Genomic DNA, 21437 nt, shown 5'->3' with positions numbered 1-21437 from the left:
GTCAGCCGTCGGGGCCCATGTGGAACCTCGGGATGACGATCGTGGAGCGAACGCCGAAGTCCCCACGTTCGACCGCGAGGTATCCCCCGAGCTGCCGGCACACCGAGGCGACGTCCTCCATCGACACGACGTCCATCGAGCCCTCGGTGTCCGTCACCTCGAAGCCGGCCCACGGCACGTCGCCGAGGCGCCCCTCGCGCCCTTGAAACACCCGGAACGACACGCTCCCGGGGTGCGGGCGCAAGGCCCGGCCGCCGAAGACGCAGAGCAGGAGCCAGCGCACCTTGGGCTCGTCGGTCTCCATGAACCCGAGCTCGTCCGGTTGCTCGACCTGGAGCGCGTCACGCGTCCGCTCGAAGGCCGGCGCCACGGCCAGCACCACCTCGGCGACGAGCGCGCCAAGCGCGAACGGCACGACCACGACCGGCCGCCCGCGCGCCTCCGCCTCGCTCTCCGTGATCACTTCGTGCAGCAGCAGATCCGCGTGTTCCTGGCGCAAGCGCTCGCCGAGCGCGTCCGTGCCCCAGCGCGCGAAGGCGTCGAGCGCGCCGTGCACGTGGCTCCGCGCGCGCGCCTCGTCGCCCCGGTCGCGGAAAAACGCCGCGGCCCGCTCGTAGGCGATCGCGACGTGCGGCGTGAGCCCCGCCGCCTCGGCCGCCTCGATGGCGCGTTCGTAGAGCGGGCCGGTCGCGGCGTGATCTCCCGCGATACGCGCGCGCTCGGCGGCGAGGAGGAGTTCCTTGTGCGCGAAGTTTGCGGGACAGGCCTGCGCCCAGCCGGCGATGCGCGTGGCGTTTCGCTCGAACGTCGTGTACCGCGCCTCGGAGGGGCTCGCCCCTTCGGTGCAGAGGCGGGCGGCCGCGAGGGCGGTCAGGTACACGGCGTCGGTCGCGAAGTAAAACCACGCCCCCTCCCCGCCTTCGCCGGCGATCACGAGCGCGTCCTCGTCGTCGCCGTTGAGGAAGGCCAGCGTGATGCGCGCCGCGCGGTACCACGAGAGCGCGAAATGCACGCCCCGCTCGCGCAGGGAGGCGACGAACGTGTCCTCGTCGAAGCCGTCCCCGGAGAGCGAACGCACGTCGAGCGTGCGCCCCGCGAGCGCCGCGAGGATCCGCCGCACGAGCGTCTGCACAGCGATCGACGAGGCGACCTTGGTCCGCTCCATCAAAGCGAGGAGCCGCTCGGCCTCCTCGTCGACGTCCTTCAGCGGATCACCGAGGGCGAGCCGCAAGAGCACGATGTGGCTGCAAGCGTACGAAAGGTAGATGTAATCGCCCGTCGCGAGCCCCGTGCGGTAGGCCTTCCGGAGATAACCGAGCACGTCGGGGATGGGTTCGAGGAAATGGGCGTACGAGCCGTACACGAAGTTCAAGCGGCAAGGCTCGCCCGCGCTGCCGCGCCGCTCGTCGAGACGGAGCGCGAGCTTGCCGAACGCCCCCGCCTCGGCATAACGGCCGAGTGACGTGGCGAGGTGCATGCCGTAGAGCATGTACCCGTAAATGGATTCGTCGGCGTGGCCGGATTCGAGCGAGATGTTCGCCTGGATCGCCGCGCAAAGGCTGAAGAGCGCCGGCCGCACGAGGTTCGCCGGCGCGAGCAGGTTCGTGAGAATTTCGAGCTTGGCCCGTTTGTCCGGATCTTCGAGCGGCGCACCTTCGGCCAGGGCTTCGAGCCCCCGCGCCGAAAGCCGCTCGCGCACCCGGGCGTGCTCCTGCTCCGCGAGGATCTTTGCCGTGGCCTCGTCCCGCGGGATGTCGAGGCCGAGCGCCGTGAGAGCGTCGAGCCCCACTTCAATGGCAGAGGCCGCGTGCCCGCGCGTCGTGCGGACGGCCATGCGGACCCGACACACGGCGGCCTTTTCGGAGCTTGTTTGCGGCGGGACCGGCAAAGCAACGAGGAGCGCCTCGGCTTCGTCGAGCTGGCCGCGCAGGTAGGCGCATTCGGCCCGGCCGAGGTGGAGCGCGAAGACGAGCGCTGGATCCCCGCCGGAGAGCGCGAGCGCCGCGCCTGCGCCATAATAACGGGCGGCGGCGTCGTAGGCCGTCCGGGCCTTCGCGCGCGCGCCGGCGGCGAGGTCGAGCCGGGCGAGCTCGTCGCGCTCGGCCGCGTCGGTGAGCAGCGAGGCGCCGGCGTTCAGGTGCTCGACGAATTCGAAGAGCTTTTCGTCGATGACGTTGCGGGCGCGCGCGTCGGCATAAAGACGGCGTCCGACGAGGAGCCGGATCCGCGGCAAATCGTCCTCGCCGATGAGCTCGTAGGCGGCCTGGCGTACGCGATCGTGCAGGAAACGGAACCGGAAACGAATGGTAGCGCTGTCCGCGGCGTCCCCCCGCCTGCGTGGCTCGACGGGCATGACGAGGTCCTTCCCCATCGCCGCCGCGAGGGCCGCGAGGGCCTCGGATGCCGTGGTGCCGCGCGCCGCCGCGAGATCGTGCACGTCGAAGAGCGCGCCGACGCAGGCGGCGATCTGCAGCGTCACCTGCGTCTCGGCCGGGAGCTTGCGCATCTCCCGGACGATCAGGGTGACCTCGTCCTCGGGCAAGGGCGCCGTCCGGATCTGCGCGAGATCCCAGGCGAACGCCCCGGGGCCCGCGCCCTCCGCGAGAAACCCTTCCTGGACGAGGAACCGGAGAAACTCCCGCGCGAAAAACGGGTTTCCGCGGGTGCGCCGGTGCACCTCGGCTGCGAGCGCCTGGATCTCCGGCCCCGTGGTCGTCGCGAGCGCGTCGGCGATCATCGCCTCCAGGTGCTCGGGCCCGAGGGGCGGAAGCTCGATCTCTTCGAGGCGCGCGCCGCGCTGCCGGAGCGCGACTTTCGCCTCGGTGACCGGGTGCTCCGGGCCCACCTCCTGATCACGGTAAGCGCCGATCAGCAGGGTGTTGCGAATGCTGGGATCCCCCGCGACGGCCCGAAGAAAACGCAGCGACGCGTCGTCGGCCCATTGCAGGTCGTCGAGGAACAGGACGAGCGGATGCTCGGGCCGCGCGAACACGGAAAGAAATCGCAAGAGCGCGTGCTCCAGGCGGGCCTGCGATTCGGCCGCGCTCGCCGAGGACGACGAGCTCGTGGGCGACGGCGAGGATTGCGCTCCGATCACCGATCGCGCGCTCGGAAGCGTCTCGACGAGGACGGCCGTGCCCTCGCCGAGCGCCTCGTACAAGCGCTCTTGCCATTCAGCCGTATCGTCCCCCTCGCCGTCGCCGAGCACGCGCTGCGCGAGATCGTCGAGCGCGCGCAGGAGCGTGGCGAAGGGGACCGTGCGGTTGTATTGGTCGAATTTGCCCGCAACGAGGTGCCCGCGGCGGGCGGCGAGCGAGGCGCCGAGCTCCTCGACGAGCGTCGATTTCCCTGCGCCGGCCCAGCCCGAGACGAGCACGATTTCGCTCGCCCCGGTCGCGGCGCGCTCAAAAGCCCGGAGCAGGGCCCATACCTCGGCCTCGCGCCCGTACCGTTTGTCGGGTAACTGGAACGTCACGCGTCGCTCACCGCTTTGCCACGAGCCCGCCGCGCAGAATCAAAGACCCGGCATGGCCACGTATCCGGGCAGGGTGTGGATACGTTCGATCCAGGCGACGACGTTGCGATAGTCGTCGAGCATGACCTTGCCCTCCCGGACGAGGCCGACGTAGGGGAAGACGGCGAGGTCGGCGATGGTCGGCCGATCGAGCTCGAGCCACGCGCGCCGGGCGAGGTGGGCGTCGAGGATGTCGAGGGCAGCGCGGCTCCGGTCCTGGGCCAGGCCGAGATCGAGCTGGATGCCGAGAAGGAAATGCAGCCGCGCGAGGAACGGGCCGTGGTGGACCTCGTTCGCGGCGAACGATAGCCACTGCACGACACGGGCCATCCCGGCCGGATCCGAGGGCAGCCACGCCTCGCCCCCGTACTTCCGCGCGAGATACACCAGGATGGCCTGCGAATCCCGCAGCGTCTCGTCGCCGTCGACGAGCACGGGGACCTGGCCGAGCGGGTTCATCGCGAGGAACGAGGGCGTCTTGTGCTCGCCTTTCAGGAGGTCCACCACGATCTCCTCGTGCTCGATGCGCAACATCGAGAGCATGAGGCGCACCTTGTGGCTATTCCCGGACAGCGGATGCGAATAAAGCTTCATAACGGTCGGCGTCTTTCCAGGCGAATCGCGGTTTCCGTGACGTCACGAGAGGCCGCGGGTTCACCCGCGCCCCAGGAAAACAGCGGGCTCGGGCGACGAGGTGCGCTCACGGCGCGCGCCGGAGTATCGACCGCCGTGCGGGCGCAGTCAAACTACGTGGAGGGAATCGTCGCCGCTGCCGTGCGTCATCGTGCGCTCGGAAACGAGGAGCGCGCGCACGGCGTTTCGCACCTCGGCGCGTTGCGCGTCGCTGTCGAGCACGAACTCGACGCAGAAACCGCCTTGTTCGCCGGCCGGGGAGCGCACGCGCCCGGGGATCGGGAGCGGGGCGCTGAAAAGCCCGTCGATCGATACCTCGATCGCGGCGTCGAGCGGCGGCGGGAGAACCCCGCCGAGGACCAGGCCAAACGGCCCGAGGGACGTCGCCCGCCCGGCCTGCCACGAGCCCCCGTCGTGACGCATTCGTACGGTCAAATTGCAGGGTCTGCGGCCGCCGGACGCGGGCGCGAGCGGCTCACCGGCGCCGCCTCCGTCGATCAGCGGGCGAATGCCGTCGGTCGCGGACGGGGGGAGGATTTCGGCCGGGCACATCGCATCGAACAACGACCACCACAGGTGGACCCCGTAGGCCATCGCATAGGCAATGCGTCGCGCCGACGCGGGATTTTTCCAGCCCTCCTCGCAAAGCGCGAACAGGGAGACGGCGTGGTCGGCGTCGATCTCCGCGTGCAGGCGGTAATGGCGTTGGGCGTCGAGGTCCCCCCAGAATCGCTCGTGGATGTTCTGTGCGAGCAGGGTGGAAATCTTGATGTGGGTATACTCGACGATGCCCGTGGCCGCGGCGCCCATCTCGGCGGGATTCACGAGGCAAAAGTCGAGCAGGGACTGGTAGGCGACGGCGATGCGGATCGGGCACTCCCGCGCCTCCTCCTCCTCGCGGAGGCCAATGGCGCGCAGGTAGCCCGCGAACGTGCCGCGGTGCGTGCTCTCGATTTCTCCGTGCCCGTGCTCCTCCGCGACATTTTCATAGACGGTGGCGAGGCGCAGATCGATGGCGGGCACGCGCGCGAGCACCGCTGTCAACGCGCGTGAAAAATGCTCGACATAATGTAAATAGGGGGCCTGGCTCCGGCGAAAATCCTCGATTCGTGTCGCAGGCGCCTGCATCCATGAAAAGTACGGGTGCTTGCCGAAGTCATAGACGCGGCTCAACGCCTCGGCGCCGTCGAGCACCGAGGCGCCCGCGGTGATTTCCGAAAGCGTAACGTCGGAAACGCGGTGAAGAAGAATGGACATGGCGTCGCTCCTAGCTATTTCCAGCTTTCGAGTCGACCGTTGAAGGTAGAGAATGAAAGAAAACACGGCTTGGGCGCCAGGTCAATGACGCATTCGTGCAGTCTTCCGCACGACGCCGATTGAAGTGTCATGCCCCGCGCACGGGACGCCTGGCGCGGGAGCGGACACCGGCGCGCCGCCCCCCCGCGCCCCTTGCGTGACGATACATGCCTTGTGCTGCGTCGACGCCTTCGCGACGGCCCGCGCCTCGTCCTCGATTCTGGCCCAAAAGGCCTGGGAGATGAATCCGTCAGAAATATGACTCCTGGTCCGCGAGAGAAATGCGAGCCGAGGGAGGAAAATCGCTGACGGCCTGGCGGGTGCTGGGGTAATGAGCACATTGTGGGGGGATAGAGATCCATCGTGAAATTTCTTCTTATGAAGGGTGGGATCCACCTATGGGGGCGCCCATGAACGGATCCCGCCGCGAGGGCGCGCGCCCGGGGACGGTCGTCGCCGGGCGCTTTCGCCTCGAAGAACTCGCAGGAAAGGGCGGGATGGGCGAGGTCTTTCGCGCCCGCGATGTCAGCACCGGCGCTGTGGTCGCCCTCAAGCTCCTGCATTCGACCGACGGCGGCTTCGAGCAGGCCGCGCGGTTCGACCGCGAGGCGCGGCTCCTGTCCCAGCTCGGGCATCCGGGAATCGTCTCGTATCTCGCGCACGGCAAGGCCGAGGACGGCCGGCCGTATCTCGCCCTCGAATGGATCTCCGGGCAGGACCTCGGCAAACGCCTCGCCGAGGGCCCGCTCGAGCTGCGCGATTGCGTGACCTTGCTCCTCACGGTCGCGGACGCGCTCGCCGCCGCCCATCAAAAAGGAATCCTCCACCGCGACATCAAGCCGAGCAACCTGTTTTTGCGGGACGGCCGCATCGATCGCGTCACGTTGCTCGATTTCGGCATTGCACGGAGCGCCCTCTCCGCGACGGCACTGACGCGGCCCGGCGCCCTCCTCGGGACGCCCGGCTACATGGCCCCCGAGCAGGCGCGTGGCGAGGGGGATCTCCGGCCGAGCGCGGACGTCTTCGCGCTCGGCTGCGTCGCATTCCACGGGTTGACCGGAAAACCTCCGTTTTTCGCGCCAAGCGCGCTCGTGACGCTCGCCAAGATCCTTTTCGAGGAGGTCCCCAGCGTCGAGATGCTCCGGCCCGACACGCCTCGGGGGCTCGCTTCGCTCGTCGCGCGTATGCTCGAAAAGGATCCGTCGCGGCGCCCCCCCGACGCCGCGGCGCTGCGCGACGAGCTCGCGATCCTCGCGTCGCGCCTCGCGGACGACGTCGCGGTGGAGGTGGGGCGCGCGGATCCCTCCGCCCCCCCGGCGCTCAGCGGCGATGCTTTGCAATTGCTCTCCGTCGTCGTCGCCGTTCCGGGCCAGGAGCCGCCGTCCGGCGACGAGGACACCATCTTCACGCGGACCGCGTGGGTATCGCTCCGGGAAGCCCTGCGCGCCCGCCTGCTTCGCCTCGGCGGACGCGTCGAATGGCTGGCGAGCGGCGCGCTCGTCGTCGTCGTCACGCCCGCGCAGAGCGCCGTGGATCAGGCCACGCAGGCCGCGCGTTGCGCGCTCGCCATCCAGGCGTCCTGGCCCGCGGCCCGCATCGCCCTGACCACGGGCCGCGGGGTGATGAAAGAAAAGGTCCTCGTCGGCGAGGCCATCGAGCGCGCCTTTTCCCTGCTCGCCACGCGCAACAGCGAAATGCCTCCGGAGGCCGCCGTGGAGACGGACCCTCCCACGACCACACAACCGAGCATTTTCCTGGACGAGCTCTCCGCGAAGCTGATCGAGCCTCGGTTCGGCATCACGTTCACCGCGGATACGCCGCTCCTGCACGAAGAGCGCGCCGCCCTGGTCGATGCATCACGCCTCCTGCTCGGCCGGCCGACCCCTTGTGTGGGCCGCGAGCGAGAGCTCGCCTTGCTCCTCGCGGCGATCGAAGGATCCATGGAGCACGCCGAGCCGGCGGGGGCGCTCGTGTTCGCGCCGCCAGGCACGGGGAAATCCCGCTTGCGGCACGAGCTTTTGCGAAGGCTGCTGGCGCGCCCGCTCGCGATCCTGGTGCTCGTCGGGAGCGGCGCGCCGCTCAGCGCGGGGTCGCCTTATGGGGTGCTCGGCGAGGCATTGCGGAGGCTTTGCGAGGTCGAGGTCGTAGATACGCCGGTTCGAAAAGCGGAAAAGATCCGCCAGCGCATCGGGCTCTCCGTGGCGCCCGCGGAGCAGCGGCGGGTGAGCGAATTTCTGGCCACGATGTGCGGCGTCGCCGTGGAAGAGCCGAGCGCCCTGCTCCGCGCGGCCTTTCGGGATCCGAAAATCATGAACGAGCAGATCCAGCGGGCCTTTCTGGATCTCCTCGCCGCCGAATGCGCGCAACACCCCGTCCTCCTGGTGCTCGAGGATCTCCACTGGGGAGACCCCGCGACGGTGAAGCTCGTCGACGCGGCCCTCGTGGAGCGGCGGGAGTTGCCCTTTTTCGTGCTGGCGTTCGGCCGCCCCGAGGTGGTCGAAGTGTTCCCGCGGTTATGGGAGGGCCGCATCGTCCACCGCGTCCGGCTCGGCGGGCTCCGCGACGGCGCGGCCGGCGAGTTGGTCAAGGCCGTGCTCGGCCCCGAGGTGCCCGCGGCCTCGGTCAAGCGGATCGTCGAGCAGGCCGCGGGCAATGCGTTGTTCCTGGAGGAGCTCATCCGCGCCGCCGCCGACGGCAAAGCGGAAGGACAGCCGGAGACGGTGCTGGCGATGCTCCAGGCGCGGCTCTCGTGCCTCGAACCGGCCTCCCGCCGCGCGCTCTCCGCGGCGAGCATCTTCGGACAAACCTTCTGGCGCGGCGGCCTGCTCACGCTCCTCGGACGAACACGCGACGCCGCGTCGACGGACGAGCGGCTCGAAGAGCTGCTTCATGCCGAGATCCTCGAGCGCCGCGCGCAATGCCGTTTTTCCGGCGAGACGGAGTACGGGTTCCGCCACGTGCTCCTGCGCGACGCCGCGTATGGACTCTTGACCGACGCGGATCGGGCGCTCGGGCATCGGCTTTCGTGTGCGTACCTGGAGCAGATCGGCGAGACGGATCCGATGGTGCTCGCCGAGCACGCCCGCGCGGGCGGCGACCTCGCGCGGGCCGCCGCCCATTACTTCCGCGCGGCGCAGCAATCCTACCAGCAGGACGATATCGACGGGATGGGGATCCGCGCCGAGCGCGGCCTCCAGTGCGGCGCCTCCGGCGAGGTCCGGGGAAAACTCCTCGCGCTCGAGTTCGAGGTTTGTGTCTGGCGCCTCGACTGGGAAACGGGCATTCGTCTCGGCAAGGAAGCGCTCTCGCTCCTGCCTGTCGGGAGCGTCGCCTGGAACCAGGCGGCGGCGTCCTTCCTCGTCATCGCGGTGAACAGGAACCTGCGGGACGAGATGGCCATGCTCGCCCGTGTCCTCCAGGACCTCGCGCCCCCGCCGGATGCGGTCGCCTCGTTCCTCCTGCTCCTCGCGGCGACGACGTCCGCGTTCGGCATGTTGGGGAGCCGCGAGCCCGCGGCGCGCCTGCTCTCGCGGCTGGAGGCGCTCGCGCCGCGCCTGCCGGAGGGGGAGCTGCTCGCCGGCGGCCACATTCACCAGGCGCGGGCGATTTTCACGTTCCTCATCGAGGGGGATCTCTGGGCGACCCACACGTCCTTGCGTGTCTGCGTCGAGCTGTATACGGCGGCGTGCTCCTCGAACTGGTGGGGCATGGCCTTGTGCCTGCACAGCGCGACGCTCGCGGCGCTCGGGGACGAAGCCGCGGCGGAGCGAGGGATCGACGAGGTTCTGGAGAGCGCCCTCCGCAGGAACGACATGTTCCTCGCGTCCACGGCGCGCTTTTATCGAATGCTCGTCCTCGCGGAGCGATGTGCAGCGGATCGGCGGGCGGAAATCGAGGGCCTCGCCAGGCTGCTCATCGAGCAGGGCGCGATGGAAGACACGGTCGCGGTCTCGTACGGCGCGCTCGCCCGGGTTTTCCTGGCCGAGGGGCGCGTCGTGGAGGCCCGAGAGGCCGCGGAGAAGGCCCTCTCGATCCTGCAAAACGTCCGTTGCTGGCGACCGCACATCGAGAGGACGCTGATCGTCGCGTGGCTCCGCGAAGGGCGCCCGGACGAAGCGCGCCGCGTCGCCGAGGAGGTCGCGGGCCGAATGGAGGCGGAAGGCGGCAGCGCCGGGTACGCGGAAATCCCCCTGCGCCTCGCGATGGCCGAGGCGCGCGCCGCGACCGGGGACATGCCCGCCGCCCGCGAGGCGCTCGCGCAGGCGATTCGCCGGCTCGCATGGCGGCTCGAAAGGATCGAGGACCCGGCGATGCGTGCGCTTCATGGAGCGATCCCCGAGCACGTGCGTCTACGGGAGCTCGAACGAGATTGGGCCGAACGCTAGACGTCCCACGACGACCCTGCCGAGCCGCGTGACACGTCCGAGACCGTCCGCGCGCCGGGCCCACGCATGCGCAGGGCCCGCCGATTGCATCCCGAGGACGACGTGGGCAAACCCAGGCGTGTCGAGGTGCGGCGGGGCGCGGCGCAGCCGGAGGGGCCGCCGCCGTCGGGCGTTGCTCCGTCGTCGCATCGACTGCGCGCCACGGAGATCCACGCGCGGCTCGCCCGGGCGATCCCGGCGCCGCGGATCGAGCTGGATTTCCGCAATCCGTGGGAGCTCCTCGTCGCGACCATCCTCGCGGCGCAGAGCACGGACCGGAAGATCAACCTCGTCACGCCAGCGCTCTTTCAATCCTACCCCACGCCGGCCGCGCTCGGCGCCGCGCCGCAAGACGAGGTCGAGCGCCTCGTGCACGAGACCGGTTTCTTCCGGAACAAGGCCCGCGCGATCCGCGAGGCGAGCCGCACCATCGCAGAGCACTTCGGCGGCGAGGTCCCGCGCACGCTCGACGCGTTGATCACGTTGCCCGGCGTGGCGCGCAAGACCGCGAACGTCGTGCTCGCGAACGCCTACCGGATCGCGGAGGGCATCGCCGTCGATCGCCACACGGCCCGGGTCGCGCGCAGGCTCGTGCTCACGGAAGAAGAAGATCCTGCGGCGGTGGAGGTCGATCTCTGCCGCTCGTTCCCGACGAACGAATGGATCGACGTGGGGCTGCGCCTCCAGCTCCACGGGCGTTACGTCTGCACCGCGCGTGCCCCCGATTGTCGCCATTGCCCGCTGAACGAGCTCTGCCCGAGCAAGCGGGCCGCCCCCGAGGGCACGCTGGACGCGCGCGCGGCGCTCGAAGCGCTTCGTATCAAGGCCCAGGGCGAGCCCGAGGCCGATCCGCCCGGATGACCGGGCCGCCTCGGTTCACTTGCAATTCGGGCACTCGCACAGGACGTTCTTGCCCGAGGCCTGGATGCAGGCGAAGCTGTCCCCGCAGAGAGACTCCGCGCAGGCGCACGAAAGCGGCTCCGGCCCGCAAGGATCGAGGGCGCATTCGTACGTGGCCACGAAGGCCTGCTTCGTGACGCAGATATACCCCTCGAGGCATTGGAGCATGTCGCCGCAGGTCATGGCGCCCTGGCACAAGGTCGGCATGTCGCTGTGCCAGAGATTGTCGTCCCCGCACGTCACGGTGAACGACGCGCCGCCCGCCTCGCAGGCATAGGTGCACGGCGAGGTTTGCCCACACGGACCTGCGCAAGCCGCGCCGTCGAGCGGCGGTGACGCGGGGCACGGCAGCGGCGCCTCACACGCGACGAGGGTCTCGACCCAGCTCCCCGCCTCGCAGGTGAACATCTGCGGGCAACATTCGCCGTACGAGCAGGGTTGGTTTTCCGGCACGTCACAAGGCGCGCCGGCGACGGGGAGCTCGGCGGGGCAATCGCCGGAGCCGCCGGCGCCACCGGCGCCACCCGAGCCGCCCTGGCCCCCGCCGCCGGTGCTTGTCGAGGTGTGATCGACGTCGACCTTCCCGCTGCAGGCCACGAGGATGGGAAGGACAAGGAAAAAAGCGCGAGCGATGGGAAAAAGCATGCGCGCGATTCTACACGAGCTCGCACGCTCGGCGCACCTTCTCCGCAGCGGAGAGGCGGGCACCGCCGTTGCAACCTGGGCGCGCATGCCAGCGACCGTCGCCCTCGTGCTCGCCTGTCTCCTCGGTGCGCACCCTGCCCTCGCGCTCGCGTGTCCGGACTGCGCGCTCGCGCGGAGGACACGCGCATTCATCCGGGAGGATCCGAATACGTGGGACCACCTTGCTCTCCTGCTCCTTCCCTTCCTGGTCGTCTGGCTCGTGGCTTTCGTGTTGCACAAGCGCGGACGAACCGCGGGAACGGGAAAGGACGGGTGACGTGATGGGACGAGACAATCAAAAGGACGGGGGCCTCGTCGCGGCGGGGATCCTGCTCGGCGTAGGGCTCGGGGGATTCGTGGACGGCATCGTGCTCCACCAGCTCCTCCAGTGGCACAACATGCTCTCGTCGATCCTGCCTCCGACGAACCTCCGGGACATGAAGATCAACATGTTCTTCGACGGCCTCTTCCACGCGATCGCGTGGCTGACGACCGTGATCGGCCTCGCCGTGCTCTGGCGTGGCATCAAGAAGGACACGATCCCCCGCTCGACGCCGACCTTCGTGGGCGCGATGTCGCTCGGCTGGGGCCTCTTCAACTTCGTGGAGGGCCTCATCGACCATCAGCTCTTCGGCATCCACCACGTCCGGCCCGGCGCGCACGCGCTGCTCTGGGACATCGGCTTCCTCGGCTCCGGGCTTTTGCTCGGCGGCCTCGGGTGGGCGCTCATTCGAAAGGGGCGCGCCCTCAGTACGTCGAGAACCCAGCGCAGCTCGACGTGATCTGCATCGACTGCGAACCGCTCGCCACGAAGCTCGAAATGCCCTGATCCCGATCGTCCACGATCCACACCGTCTTCGGCCCCGCGCCCGAATACGACGACGTCGAGTTCGACCCGAGCGACGTCCGCGTCCCGCTGCCGAACTTCGGGTTGTCCCCGAAGAACAATTTGATCGTTCGCGAGCAACTGTTGTGCAGCCGGAGCGAATACGTGGACCCGCCACCGCCCGTGCTCCCCGCCCCTGCCCGCGCGGCCCGCTCCTGCTCCGAGCGCCTGCGGCTCGCGTCGAAGTCCGCCTGCATCTGCGCCGAGTGCGCCTCCTGCTCGGCCCGGTACGCCGCCTTTTCCCGGACGATCTCGTCCGTCTTCTGGTTGTAGAAATCGATGTCCGCCTGCCCCGCCCACGCGAGCCCCTTCTCCGCGGCGCCGCCATGCGAATGCTGGAGGCAACTATCGAGCAACGTGTACCGCTCCTCGTCATCGCGCGCCGCCGGCCGCGCCTTCTTGCAATGGCCGACGACCTCCCCGGATCGCCCCGCGTCGTCGAGCTCCTTGAGGAGCGGCACGCACGCGAACACCGTGGGCCGCACGGCCATCGAGGCCTCGAGCGTCGTGAGGGCCTCCGCGTTTCGCTTCGCGTGGAGGAACAAGATCCCCTTCGACGCGAGCGCCTCGGCCTTCTGGTCGGGGTTTTTCTTCGTGGCCTCTTCGAGCGCCACATCCACCTCGGCGATCGCCGCCTCGCCATCGATCTTCTTCCGATCGACGAGCCCCAGGATGAAACAAGCCCCCACGCGCTGCGCGAGCACCCGCGCCGCGTTCATGTCGCCCGGGCTCGCTTTCACGGCAGCGCGTGAATCTTCGAGCTGCGCGAGGATCTGCGCGTCGTTCTGCGCCTGCGCGTCGGCCATCACCTGCGCCTGCTGCGCCTGCATCGCCGCGGGATCGAAGAGGCCCGCGTACGGATTGAAGCAACCCGCCGCGGCGAACGAGGCGACCGTGGCCATGAGGAGAGAAAAACGTGTCATCACGAGAAGCCTTCTACCAGAGCGGCGCCGGGCGGGAAGAGAGAAGCTCTCGGGCAGGGCAAACCGCTTCGTGGTATCGTCCCCTCCGCGGGAGGCCCTCCATGACGACCGAAGCCGGGACGTTCCAGAAGACCGCGTGTATCCTCTGCAGCCTGAACTGCGGCATCGAGGTGCTCGTCGAGGATCGCAGGCTCACGCGCGTGCGCGGCGATCGAAAGCACCCAGGATCGCACGGATATCTCTGCGAGAAGGCCCAGCGGCTCGACCATTACCAGAACGCCAAGGACCGCCTGCGCACGCCGCTCCGCCGCCGTCCCGACGGATCGTTCGAGCCGATCGACTGGGACACAGCGATCCGCGAGATCACGGCGAAGCTCGTCGGCATCCGCGATACCCACGGCGGCAGCTCCATCTTTTATTACGGCGGCGGCGGCCAGGGCAATCACCTCTGCGGCACCTACGCCACCGCGACGCTCGCGGCGCTCGGCGCGGTCTACCGCTCGAACGCCCTCGCCCAGGAAAAGACCGGCGAGTTCTGGGTCGACGGCAAGCTCTTCGGCCGCCCCCGCTGCCACACCGCGCCCGATTTCGAGCACGCCGAGGTCGCCGTCTTCGTCGGGAAGAACCCCTGGCACTCGCACGGCTTTCCCCGCGCCCGCCACGTGCTCAAGGAGATCGCAGCCGACCCCACGCGCGCGCTCGTCGTCATCGATCCCCGGCGCTCCGAGACCGCACGGCTCGCGCAGTACCACCTCGCCGTCCATCCCGGCACGGACGCCTTTTGCCTCGCCGCGATCCTCGGCACGCTCGTGCAAGAAGACCTCGTCAATCACTCCTTCCTCGCCGAGCACACGACCGACGCGGAGCCCATCCTCGACGCCCTCGCGCGCGTGCCCGTCGCCGAATTCGCGCGGCGCTCCGGCGTCGAGGAGGCCCTCGTGCGCGAGGTCGCGCGCCGCATCGCCCGCGCGAAGAGCGTCGCCATCCAGGAGGATCTCGGCGTCCAGCAGGCGCCCCATTCCACGCTCGACTCGTGGCTGGAGAAGCTCGTCTACCTCCTCGTCGGAAGCTTCGCCAAAGAGGGCGGAATGAACATCCATTCCCGCATGGCCTCGCTCGGCGGAGGCGGCGGCGGCGGCAAGCGCGGGAGCACCACGCCCGTCACCGGCGCGCGTATCATCACAGGGCTCGTGCCCTGCAACGTGATCCCGGACGAGATCCTGACGGACCACCCGAAGCGGTTCCGGGCGATGATCGTCGAGAGCGCGAACCCCGCGCACTCGCTCGCCGATTCCAAGCGCTTCCGCGAGGCCTTCGCCGCGCTCGACTGTCTCGTCGTGATCGACGTCGCGCTCACGGAGACGGCGCGGCTCGCCCATTACGTGCTACCCACCGCGTCGCAGTTCGAGAAATGGGAAGCAACGTTCTTCACGCTGGAGTTCCCGCGCAACGCCTTCCAGCTCCGCGCCCCCCTCCTCGCGCCGCTCCCGGGGACGTTGCCCGAGCCCGAGATCCATCGCCGCCTCGTGCGCGCAACGGGCGCGCTCGACGGCGTGGATCTCACCCCGCTCGCCGAAGCCGCGCGGTCCTCACGAGGCGAATTCGCCATGGCCTTCATGGGCCTCGTCGGAGCGCGGCCCGACCTCATGGCGCTCGCGCCCGTGATCCTCTACGAGACGCTCGGCCCAACGTTGCCCGAGGGCGCCAAGGCCACCGCCGTGCTCTGGGGCATCGCGCAAACATGCTTCATGACCTTCCCGGAGAGCGTGCAGCGCGCAGGCTTCCCCGACGCCGACGCACTCTTCGACGCGATTCTCCGGGAGCGCTCCGGCATCACCTTCACCGTCGACCCCTACGAAGAGACGTGGGCGCGGCTCGACACCCCGGACAAACGAATTCGCCTCACAGTCCCGGAGCTCCTGCCCGAGCTGCTCGGCCTGGCGACGGAGCCCGCCCGAGCCCGCGACGCGCACTATCCGTTCATCCTCGCCGCCGGCGAGCGAAGATCCTCCTCGGCGAACACCATTTTCCGCGACCCCGCATGGCGCAAGGTCGACCTCGAAGGCGCCCTTCGCATGAGCCCAGCAGACGCAGCGGAGCTCGGCCTCTCCACAGGCAGCGTCGTACGAATCGTGACGGAGGGCGGCAGCGCAACCGCAACGGTAGAAGTAAACGACGGCATGCGAGCCGGCCACGTGAGCCTGCCCAATGGAGGCGGTCTCCTGTACCCCGACGAAGCCGGCAGCGAGCGCAAGCACGGCACAGCACCAAACGAGCTCACCCACCACGCACAGCGAGATTGGCTCGCAGGCACGCCATGGCACAAGCACGTGCCAGCACGAATCGAGCGAATCGAGGCGTCCTGACCGGGCGAGGATCGAAGGCGTCGCGCCGGGGCGCTGCCCCGGACCCCGCGGGGGCTGTCCGCCCCTCGACCCGGACCAGGCACGGCCTGGACCGGTGATGGAAGAACTGCGCGGTGCGCAGTTCTTCCAACGGGCCCGTGGCAAGACCATGGAGGTGGGGTTCAAGCTGGCGACGGGCACGTCGCCGGTTGAACCTGCAGCGCTGCGGCCTTGGTGGGCAGGGTCGTGGCAGTCTTGACCTGGCTGGTCGATGAACTGCGCATCGCGCAGTTCATCGACCCCGCGTCCAGCGCTTGCGCTGGTCCGGGTCCAGGGGTGGACAACCCCTGGTCGGGGTCCGGGGTGAAACCCCGGCTCTGCGCCCCCAAGCGAGGCACGAACGCGGCGCGACGAGCGCGGCGCGCGCGGTTGACGCCGTGCTACTCGTCAGCGCCCACCCCTGGAGGAACCCCCATGCCCGAACGGACCATCGCTTTCCTCGTCTTCCCCGAGATTACGCCCCTCGACCTCGTCGGGCCCTTGCAGGTGCTCCAGGCCCTCGAAGGCTCGTCCGATCTCCGGACCGTCACCGTGGGCGAGCGCATCGAGCCTGTCGCGACGGACCTGCCTTTTCATATCGTCCCTGCGCGTACGCTCGATGAGGTCCCGGAACCCTACGGCATCGTCGTCCCGGGGGGCCTCCTCGGACCCTTTCATGCGATGGCCAGCGATCGACTCATGGGCTGGCTCCAGCGAGCCGCTTCGAAGGCCTCCTTCGTCAGCTCGGTTTGCACTGGCTCGCTCGTGCTCGCGGCGCTCGGCCTGCTCGAAGGCAAGAAGGCCACGACGCATTGGTCGTTCCTGCCGCACCTCGCGCGCTTCGGGGCGACGCCCGTCAAGGGGCGCTGGGTCGAGGACGGCAACGTGATCACGGCGGCCGGCGTCTCGGCGGGCATCGACATGGCGCTTGCGCTTGCCGCCCGCCTCACGAACGAGTCGGCTGCGAAGGCGGCCCAGCTCATCCTCGAATATGAGCCCCAGCCGCCCTTTGGGCCGATCGCCTGGGAGGGCAGCGCGCCCCTCCTCCAGGCCATGGGCGGCGTCGTCGCGCAGAAGCTCCCCACGATTCTCCGCGAAAAGCCGGAGCTCCTCGCGAAGTTCGCGCCGTAGCCCTCGTCCTCGGGGGCGCGGATGTGCAAGGATGCGACACGCATGCCCTTGCCCAACGTGCTCCTCCACTTCAACTGGAAGGAGCTCCAGCCCGGCCCGGTGCGCGACGCATTTGACCGGCTCTTCGCGGACGACGTCGCGGACGAGGAGCGCGTCCGGATCGCCCGGAAGATCCTGGCGCAGGACATCGTCACGGCGCATTGCATGCTCTTTGATGTCTACCAGCGCATGGCCATGGATTCACGCTGGGGTGCCTCGAATCTCCTCGACGAGCTGGTCGGCCCGATGCGGGTGAAGGCCATGGCGATCCTCCGGCGGCCCGACGACCACGACGGCAGAAAACACGCGGCGGCTGCGCAGATCGTCGCACGGACCGCGAAGCCGAAGGACATCCCGCTGCTCCTCGAGCGCCTCGATCATCCCACCCACCCGGAGCTGCCCATGTGGATGTACTGGGCGCTCCGCCATGTCGTGGAGGACCTTCGCGCCACGGACACGACGCTCATCGCTGCCATGGGAAAACGCCTCGTGCCCGGCCGGGACCGGGTGACGTGCAACGAGCGCGTCGAGGCGAGCCGCCTCCTCGGCGTGTATCGCGTGCAGCCTGCCGAGGAGGCGCTCCTCCGCGCCCTGGAAAAACTCGCGCCCGACGAGGCGATCCCCGTCGCGACCGCGCTCCTCTGGCACGATCCCGTCCGCCACCTCCACGCCGCCCGCCGCATCCGCGACGCGCTGCCGAAAGGATTTCCGCGGGACGAGGATCACGAGAACGGTATGGGGTACCCCTTCACCGAGCTCCGCATCGCGATCGAGGAGTCCGAGGAGGAGGGAGCGCTGGCGCTCGAAATTCGCGCGCAGATCGCGGCGATGCGCCGTGACCTCGCAACCGATCCCCGCGCGGCGCTGGCGAAGATCCTGCCGGACCTCGATCGAGACACCTGCTACGAGCTCACGCCGACCTTGTGCCAGCTCCTCGCATCGGCGAACGAAGCCCTCGCGCGGGACGTCCTCCGCGCGCTCGGGCGCGGGGCGGCGCCGACGTATACCTTGTTCCACACGATCGAGCCGTGGCTCCACCACGAAGACCTCGAGCTCCGCGGCCTCGCGATGGGCGCGGCGCTGAACAGCCCGTCCGATCAGGCGCGGGCCCGGCTCCTGGCCCGCTTTCGCCGCGCCTGCGTGAGCGACGCGGCCGACGCCTGCACGATGCTCCGCGCGCTCGCCGCCACGAATCAGCTTTATCTCCTGGACCGGGCCCTCACCGCGTCGAGCCCGCTGCCCGAGGTGCGGCAGACCGCGGCAACGCTCCTCGCCGAGGAGGCCCGACGCCGCGCGGCCGAAGAAGACCACCACGAGCCGGGGGCCCGCCCCCCTCCCTCACGAACCCGGAGCCCGAATCATGACGGATGACGAACGAGGTCGAACCCTCGTATTTGGCCCCCATCACGCGCGGCTCTATCCCCCCGACGTCGTCCGCGTCTTCTGGATCGGCACGATGACGGCCGAGGACATCGAGACCCTCTACACGTGGACGGACGAGGTGGTCCCGGCGCGCGTGCGCCATTTCGTGATCGCCGACATGTCGCGCCTCCAGACGATGACGGCGGCCGCGCGCAAGGCTGCGGCGACGGATCCGCGGGCGCAACGCGTCGCGGGTCTCACCGTCCTCGGCGCGAACTTCCACATGCGCGTGCTCATGGGGATGTTCGTCAAGGCCCTCGGGCTCTTTTATCGCGGCTGGACCTTCCGGATGGAGTTTTTCGAGCGCGACGCCGAGGCGCTTGCCTGGGTGGAGGCCGAGCGCGCCGAGCACGCGCCTACTTCGGAATGATGATCGGATCGCAGTTCGTGAAGCTCAGGGTCGATTGCACCTTGAAGTTCGACCCCGTGCTGTGCCGCTCGGCGTGGAAGAAGTCGAGCGCATACTCGCCGCCGGGCACGATCCCGAGCTCGGCGGCCTTCGCGTCGAGGTTCAGCGTGTCGGTCTGCGGCGGGTGCAGGCCGCCGAGATCGATGGCGAGGCGGTTGTTCACGAAGACCCAAAGGTCGTCGTCGCCGCTGAACGCGAACGTCTCGCCGCCCTTGTACTTGAACGTCATGTGGAGCTCGTACGTGAACCCGTAGTTGTGGTCGAAGCCCTCGTTGCCGAAGAGCTGATTGTCGATCGGGAAAAACGCGGTGCTCTCGAAGGTGGCAATCCCGGTCGCCGGGTCCTCGGTCAACGTGACTTTGAACGGCATCGGCATGTTCACGCCTTCGACGTCGCGGTACCACTGGTCGAACTCCGCAGCGCCGGTCGTGTGCGCGGTGGGGCCGTCGGGCGCGTAGACGGGCTTCTTGTCGGGGCCGAGATCGAACTTCACGAGGCCCTTCAGGCCGTCGCCGCCGAAATGCTCGAAATCAGGGTGGCCATTCGGATACCCCTTGAAATCGCGTACGATGCCGACGAGCTCCGGCGTGCAGTTGCCGCCCGCGCCGCCGCCGCCGCCCGAGCCGCCGGAGCCGACGAACACGATGCCACCGTCACCGCCCTGGCCGCCCATGCCGCCGAGGCCTCCCTGGCCTCCCGAGCCACTCAGAGAGGAAGAACTGCCAGCGCCCTGGCCGCCGGCCGCGCTGCCGCTGCTGTCGCCGCTGCCGCCGCTGCAGCCCATCGCGGCGCCGATCAGCAGGAGCGACGAGGTGAAGGTGAGGGTCAGGGCCGCCTGTCGTAAAAGCATATTTCCTCCTAGGTGAAGCCGAAACACATCCGCCGGAGCAGACGAGCGCGAGGGTACAGCCGGAAATTCTTTCTTGCGAGCATGAACGAGGCTGCTATCTTGCTCGCCCCCTTCGGAGGATTCCGCCCTTGCGCCTGTTTTCCTGAATCCAGCCGTTCATAGACGTGCCGTGACGCCCGGCGCCCCACCCCGACGAGACGAACCGCGGGGAACGCGCCGGCCACCGATTCAGGAGAACAGAATATGTTATCGCTTCATGCGCTTCGCATGGCGTTTTCCCATGGGGATGCCACGTCGCTGCTCGAAGACGTCGAGCTGCACCTCGGGCCCGGATGGGCCGGGATCGTCGGCGAAAACGGCGCCGGCAAGACCACGCTGCTCCGTCTGCTCGCAGGCGATTTGCGCCCCGAGCGCGGCCACGTGCGGCGTGATCCCGCCGAAGCACGCGTCGTGCTCTGCCCGCAGACCGTCGATTCCCTCTCCGATGCAATCCTCCGATTCGCCGAGGATCTCGACGGAGAAGCCGTCGCACTCCGCGGCAGGCTCGATCTCATCGTCGAAGACCTCGAGCGCTGGCCCACGCTCTCCCCCGGCGAGCGGAAGCGTTGGCAAATCGGCGCCGCGCTCTTCGAAGCGCCCGACATCCTGCTGCTCGACGAGCCCGCAAACCACCTCGACGTCGAAGCGCGGCGGCTCCTCGTCGGCGCCCTCCGTCGTTTCGACGGCCTCGGGCTCTTGGTGTCGCACGATCGAACGCTGCTCGACGCACTCACCACGACGACGCTGCGCATTCACCAAGGTCACGTGCACGTCTACCGCGGTCGTTATGCCGACGCACGCGCAGCGTGGGAAGCCGAAGCCGCCCACGCCCAGGGCGAGCGCGAAGCCGCCAAAGGCGAGGAGAAGCGCGCCGCGCGCAGGCTCGACCAAGCGAGGCGCGAGCACGCAATGGTCGACGCGGCGCGAAGCATGAAGAGCCAGATGAAAAACAAGAACGATCACGACGGCCGGGGCATGCTCCGAAAAATCGCGATCGAATCCGCAGAAAAAAGCGCCGGGCGCCACGTCGGCGTGGCACGCGCCGATCTCGCGCGCGCCAGCGCCGAGCTCGCACGTCACCGCATCGAAAAGGAGCACGGCGGCGAAATCTACGTCGGCTGGGAGCGGCCAACCCAGCCCTGGCCCTTCCTCCTGGATCTGCCCGTCCTGCGCGCAGGCGAAGCGGAGCTACTCCACGACGTGCGTCTCTCCGTCCCCCGCGACGGTCGCATCCGCATCGAAGGCCGCAACGGCGCAGGCAAAAGCACATTGCTCGGCGCCCTCGCCGCCGCCGCGCGTATCCCCCGGGACCAGGTGCTCTATCTGCCGCAGGACCTCCCCGCAGAAGCCCGGCGCGCCCTGCTCGCGGACGTTCGCGCCCAGAGCCCCGAGGCCCGCGGGCGCACCCTCGCCCTCGTCGCCGCATTGGGCACGGACCCCGAGCAAATCCTGGCCTCCGCCGAGCCCTCCCCCGGCGAATCCCGCAAGCTCGCCATCGCCCTCGGTCTCAGCCGAAGAGCCGCCGCCCTCCTCCTCGACGAGCCCGAAAACCACCTCGACTTGCCCTCCCTCGAACGTCTCGAACGAGCCCTGGAAGGGTATCCCGGGGCCATCGTGATGGTCAGCCACGATGCCTCGTTCGCCCGACGCGCGACGCGTGTGGTGTGGCGGATCGAGGGAGGTCGCGTCCACGAGAGCGACGTCGACACCGGGGCGCAGCCGGGGCGGGTCGATATCGTCGGGTAGCCTCTTTCGTGCTCCGCTGCGTCGAAGGCGTCGGTCCGCGGCCATCTCGACGAGCGGGAGCGGAAGCGGGGGCGCAAGCGCAAGCGGGAGCGGGAGCGCAAGCGGGAGCGCAAGCGCAAGCGCAGGCGGGAGCCGTGTTCAGGAGATCCCGCTCGGG

The 21437-nt window shown here is 69.2% G+C and carries 15 protein-coding genes; 9 read left to right on the top strand and 6 right to left on the bottom strand.

Annotation, left to right across the window (positions count from 1 at the left end; translation table 11 throughout):
* Position 1 precedes the first annotated feature (1 nt).
* The 3 genes from POL67_RS24595 to POL67_RS24585 form a co-directional block, all read right to left on the bottom strand.
* Complete coding sequence (locus POL67_RS24595) at positions 2-3475, bottom strand: ATP-binding protein (protein WP_271921148.1); 3474 nt, start codon at positions 3473-3475, stop codon at positions 2-4.
* Between the two features lie 39 nt (positions 3476-3514).
* Positions 3515-4108 (bottom strand): glutathione S-transferase family protein, encoded by a 594-nt coding sequence (locus POL67_RS24590; protein WP_271921146.1) that lies wholly within the window; start codon positions 4106-4108, stop codon positions 3515-3517.
* Positions 4109-4255: 147 nt separating this feature from the next.
* A complete protein-coding gene (locus POL67_RS24585) occupies positions 4256-5404 on the bottom strand; it encodes an iron-containing redox enzyme family protein (RefSeq protein ID WP_271921144.1) in 1149 nt (382 codons plus the stop codon).
* Between the two features lie 449 nt (positions 5405-5853).
* Here POL67_RS24585 and POL67_RS24580 point away from each other — a divergent pair, with 449 nt between their 5' ends.
* Together POL67_RS24580 and nth are read left to right on the top strand one after the other, a co-directional pair.
* Positions 5854-9828, top strand: a complete 3975-nt coding sequence (locus POL67_RS24580; RefSeq protein ID WP_271921142.1) for a protein kinase domain-containing protein — start codon at positions 5854-5856, stop codon at positions 9826-9828.
* A 66-nt stretch (positions 9829-9894) separates the two neighbouring features.
* Entirely contained in the window at positions 9895-10728 is an 834-nt protein-coding gene (gene nth, locus POL67_RS24575; protein ID WP_271921140.1) for an endonuclease III, read from the top strand.
* 15 nt (positions 10729-10743) lie between these two features.
* Here the strand turns inward: nth and POL67_RS24570 are convergent, their stop codons facing one another.
* Positions 10744-11412 carry a hypothetical protein gene (locus POL67_RS24570; RefSeq protein ID WP_271921138.1) on the bottom strand — a complete coding sequence of 223 codons (669 nt, stop codon included), beginning with the start codon at positions 11410-11412 and terminating at the stop codon, positions 10744-10746.
* On the opposite strand from POL67_RS24570, the gene POL67_RS24565 reads away from it, so the two are divergent.
* Both POL67_RS24565 and POL67_RS24560 read left to right on the top strand, forming a co-directional pair.
* Entirely contained in the window at positions 11411-11728 is a 318-nt protein-coding gene (locus tag POL67_RS24565; protein ID WP_271921136.1) for a hypothetical protein, read from the top strand. The genes POL67_RS24570 and POL67_RS24565 overlap by 2 nt on opposite strands.
* A 4-nt stretch (positions 11729-11732) precedes the next feature.
* Positions 11733-12233, top strand: coding sequence for a DUF2243 domain-containing protein (locus POL67_RS24560; RefSeq protein WP_271921134.1), 501 nt, complete (start codon positions 11733-11735; stop codon positions 12231-12233).
* On the opposite strand, the gene POL67_RS24555 is transcribed toward POL67_RS24560, so the two are convergent.
* Entirely contained in the window at positions 12199-13260 is a 1062-nt protein-coding gene (locus POL67_RS24555; RefSeq protein WP_271921131.1) for a hypothetical protein, read from the bottom strand. The two genes, POL67_RS24560 and POL67_RS24555, sit on opposite strands and share 35 nt — an antisense overlap.
* 101 nt (positions 13261-13361) lie before the next feature.
* On the opposite strand from POL67_RS24555, the gene POL67_RS24550 reads away from it, so the two are divergent.
* The 4 genes from POL67_RS24550 to POL67_RS24535 all read left to right on the top strand — a co-directional run bounded on the left by POL67_RS24550 (position 13362) and on the right by POL67_RS24535 (position 18606).
* On the top strand, positions 13362-15626 hold the full coding sequence (locus POL67_RS24550; protein ID WP_271921128.1) for a molybdopterin-dependent oxidoreductase: 2265 nt from the start codon (positions 13362-13364) through the stop codon (positions 15624-15626).
* Between the two features lie 453 nt (positions 15627-16079).
* Positions 16080-16775: a DJ-1/PfpI family protein gene (locus tag POL67_RS24545; protein WP_271921126.1), complete on the top strand. Its 696-nt coding sequence runs from the start codon at positions 16080-16082 to the stop codon at positions 16773-16775.
* A 42-nt stretch (positions 16776-16817) separates the two neighbouring features.
* Entirely contained in the window at positions 16818-18185 is a 1368-nt protein-coding gene (locus tag POL67_RS24540; RefSeq protein WP_271921124.1) for a hypothetical protein, read from the top strand.
* Positions 18175-18606: an STAS/SEC14 domain-containing protein gene (locus POL67_RS24535; RefSeq protein WP_271921122.1), complete on the top strand. Its 432-nt coding sequence runs from the start codon at positions 18175-18177 to the stop codon at positions 18604-18606. Before POL67_RS24540 ends, POL67_RS24535 begins: the two co-directional genes overlap by 11 nt.
* Here POL67_RS24535 and POL67_RS24530 read toward each other — a convergent pair.
* Positions 18593-19495, bottom strand: a complete 903-nt coding sequence (locus POL67_RS24530) for a fibro-slime domain-containing protein (RefSeq protein ID WP_271921120.1) — start codon at positions 19493-19495, stop codon at positions 18593-18595. The two genes, POL67_RS24535 and POL67_RS24530, sit on opposite strands and share 14 nt — an antisense overlap.
* 267 nt (positions 19496-19762) lie before the next feature.
* Here POL67_RS24530 and POL67_RS24525 point away from each other — a divergent pair, with 267 nt between their 5' ends.
* Positions 19763-21280 carry an ATP-binding cassette domain-containing protein gene (locus POL67_RS24525; protein WP_276075955.1) on the top strand — a complete coding sequence of 506 codons (1518 nt, stop codon included), beginning with the start codon at positions 19763-19765 and terminating at the stop codon, positions 21278-21280.
* Positions 21281-21437 lie beyond the last annotated feature (157 nt).

The organism is Polyangium mundeleinium (assembly GCF_028369105.1).
In the GTDB taxonomy this organism is placed as follows: Bacteria; Myxococcota_A; Polyangia; order Polyangiales; family Polyangiaceae; genus Polyangium; species Polyangium mundeleinium.
Note: the sequence above shows the minus strand (reverse complement) of the source record. Positions and strands in the feature narration are given on the sequence as shown.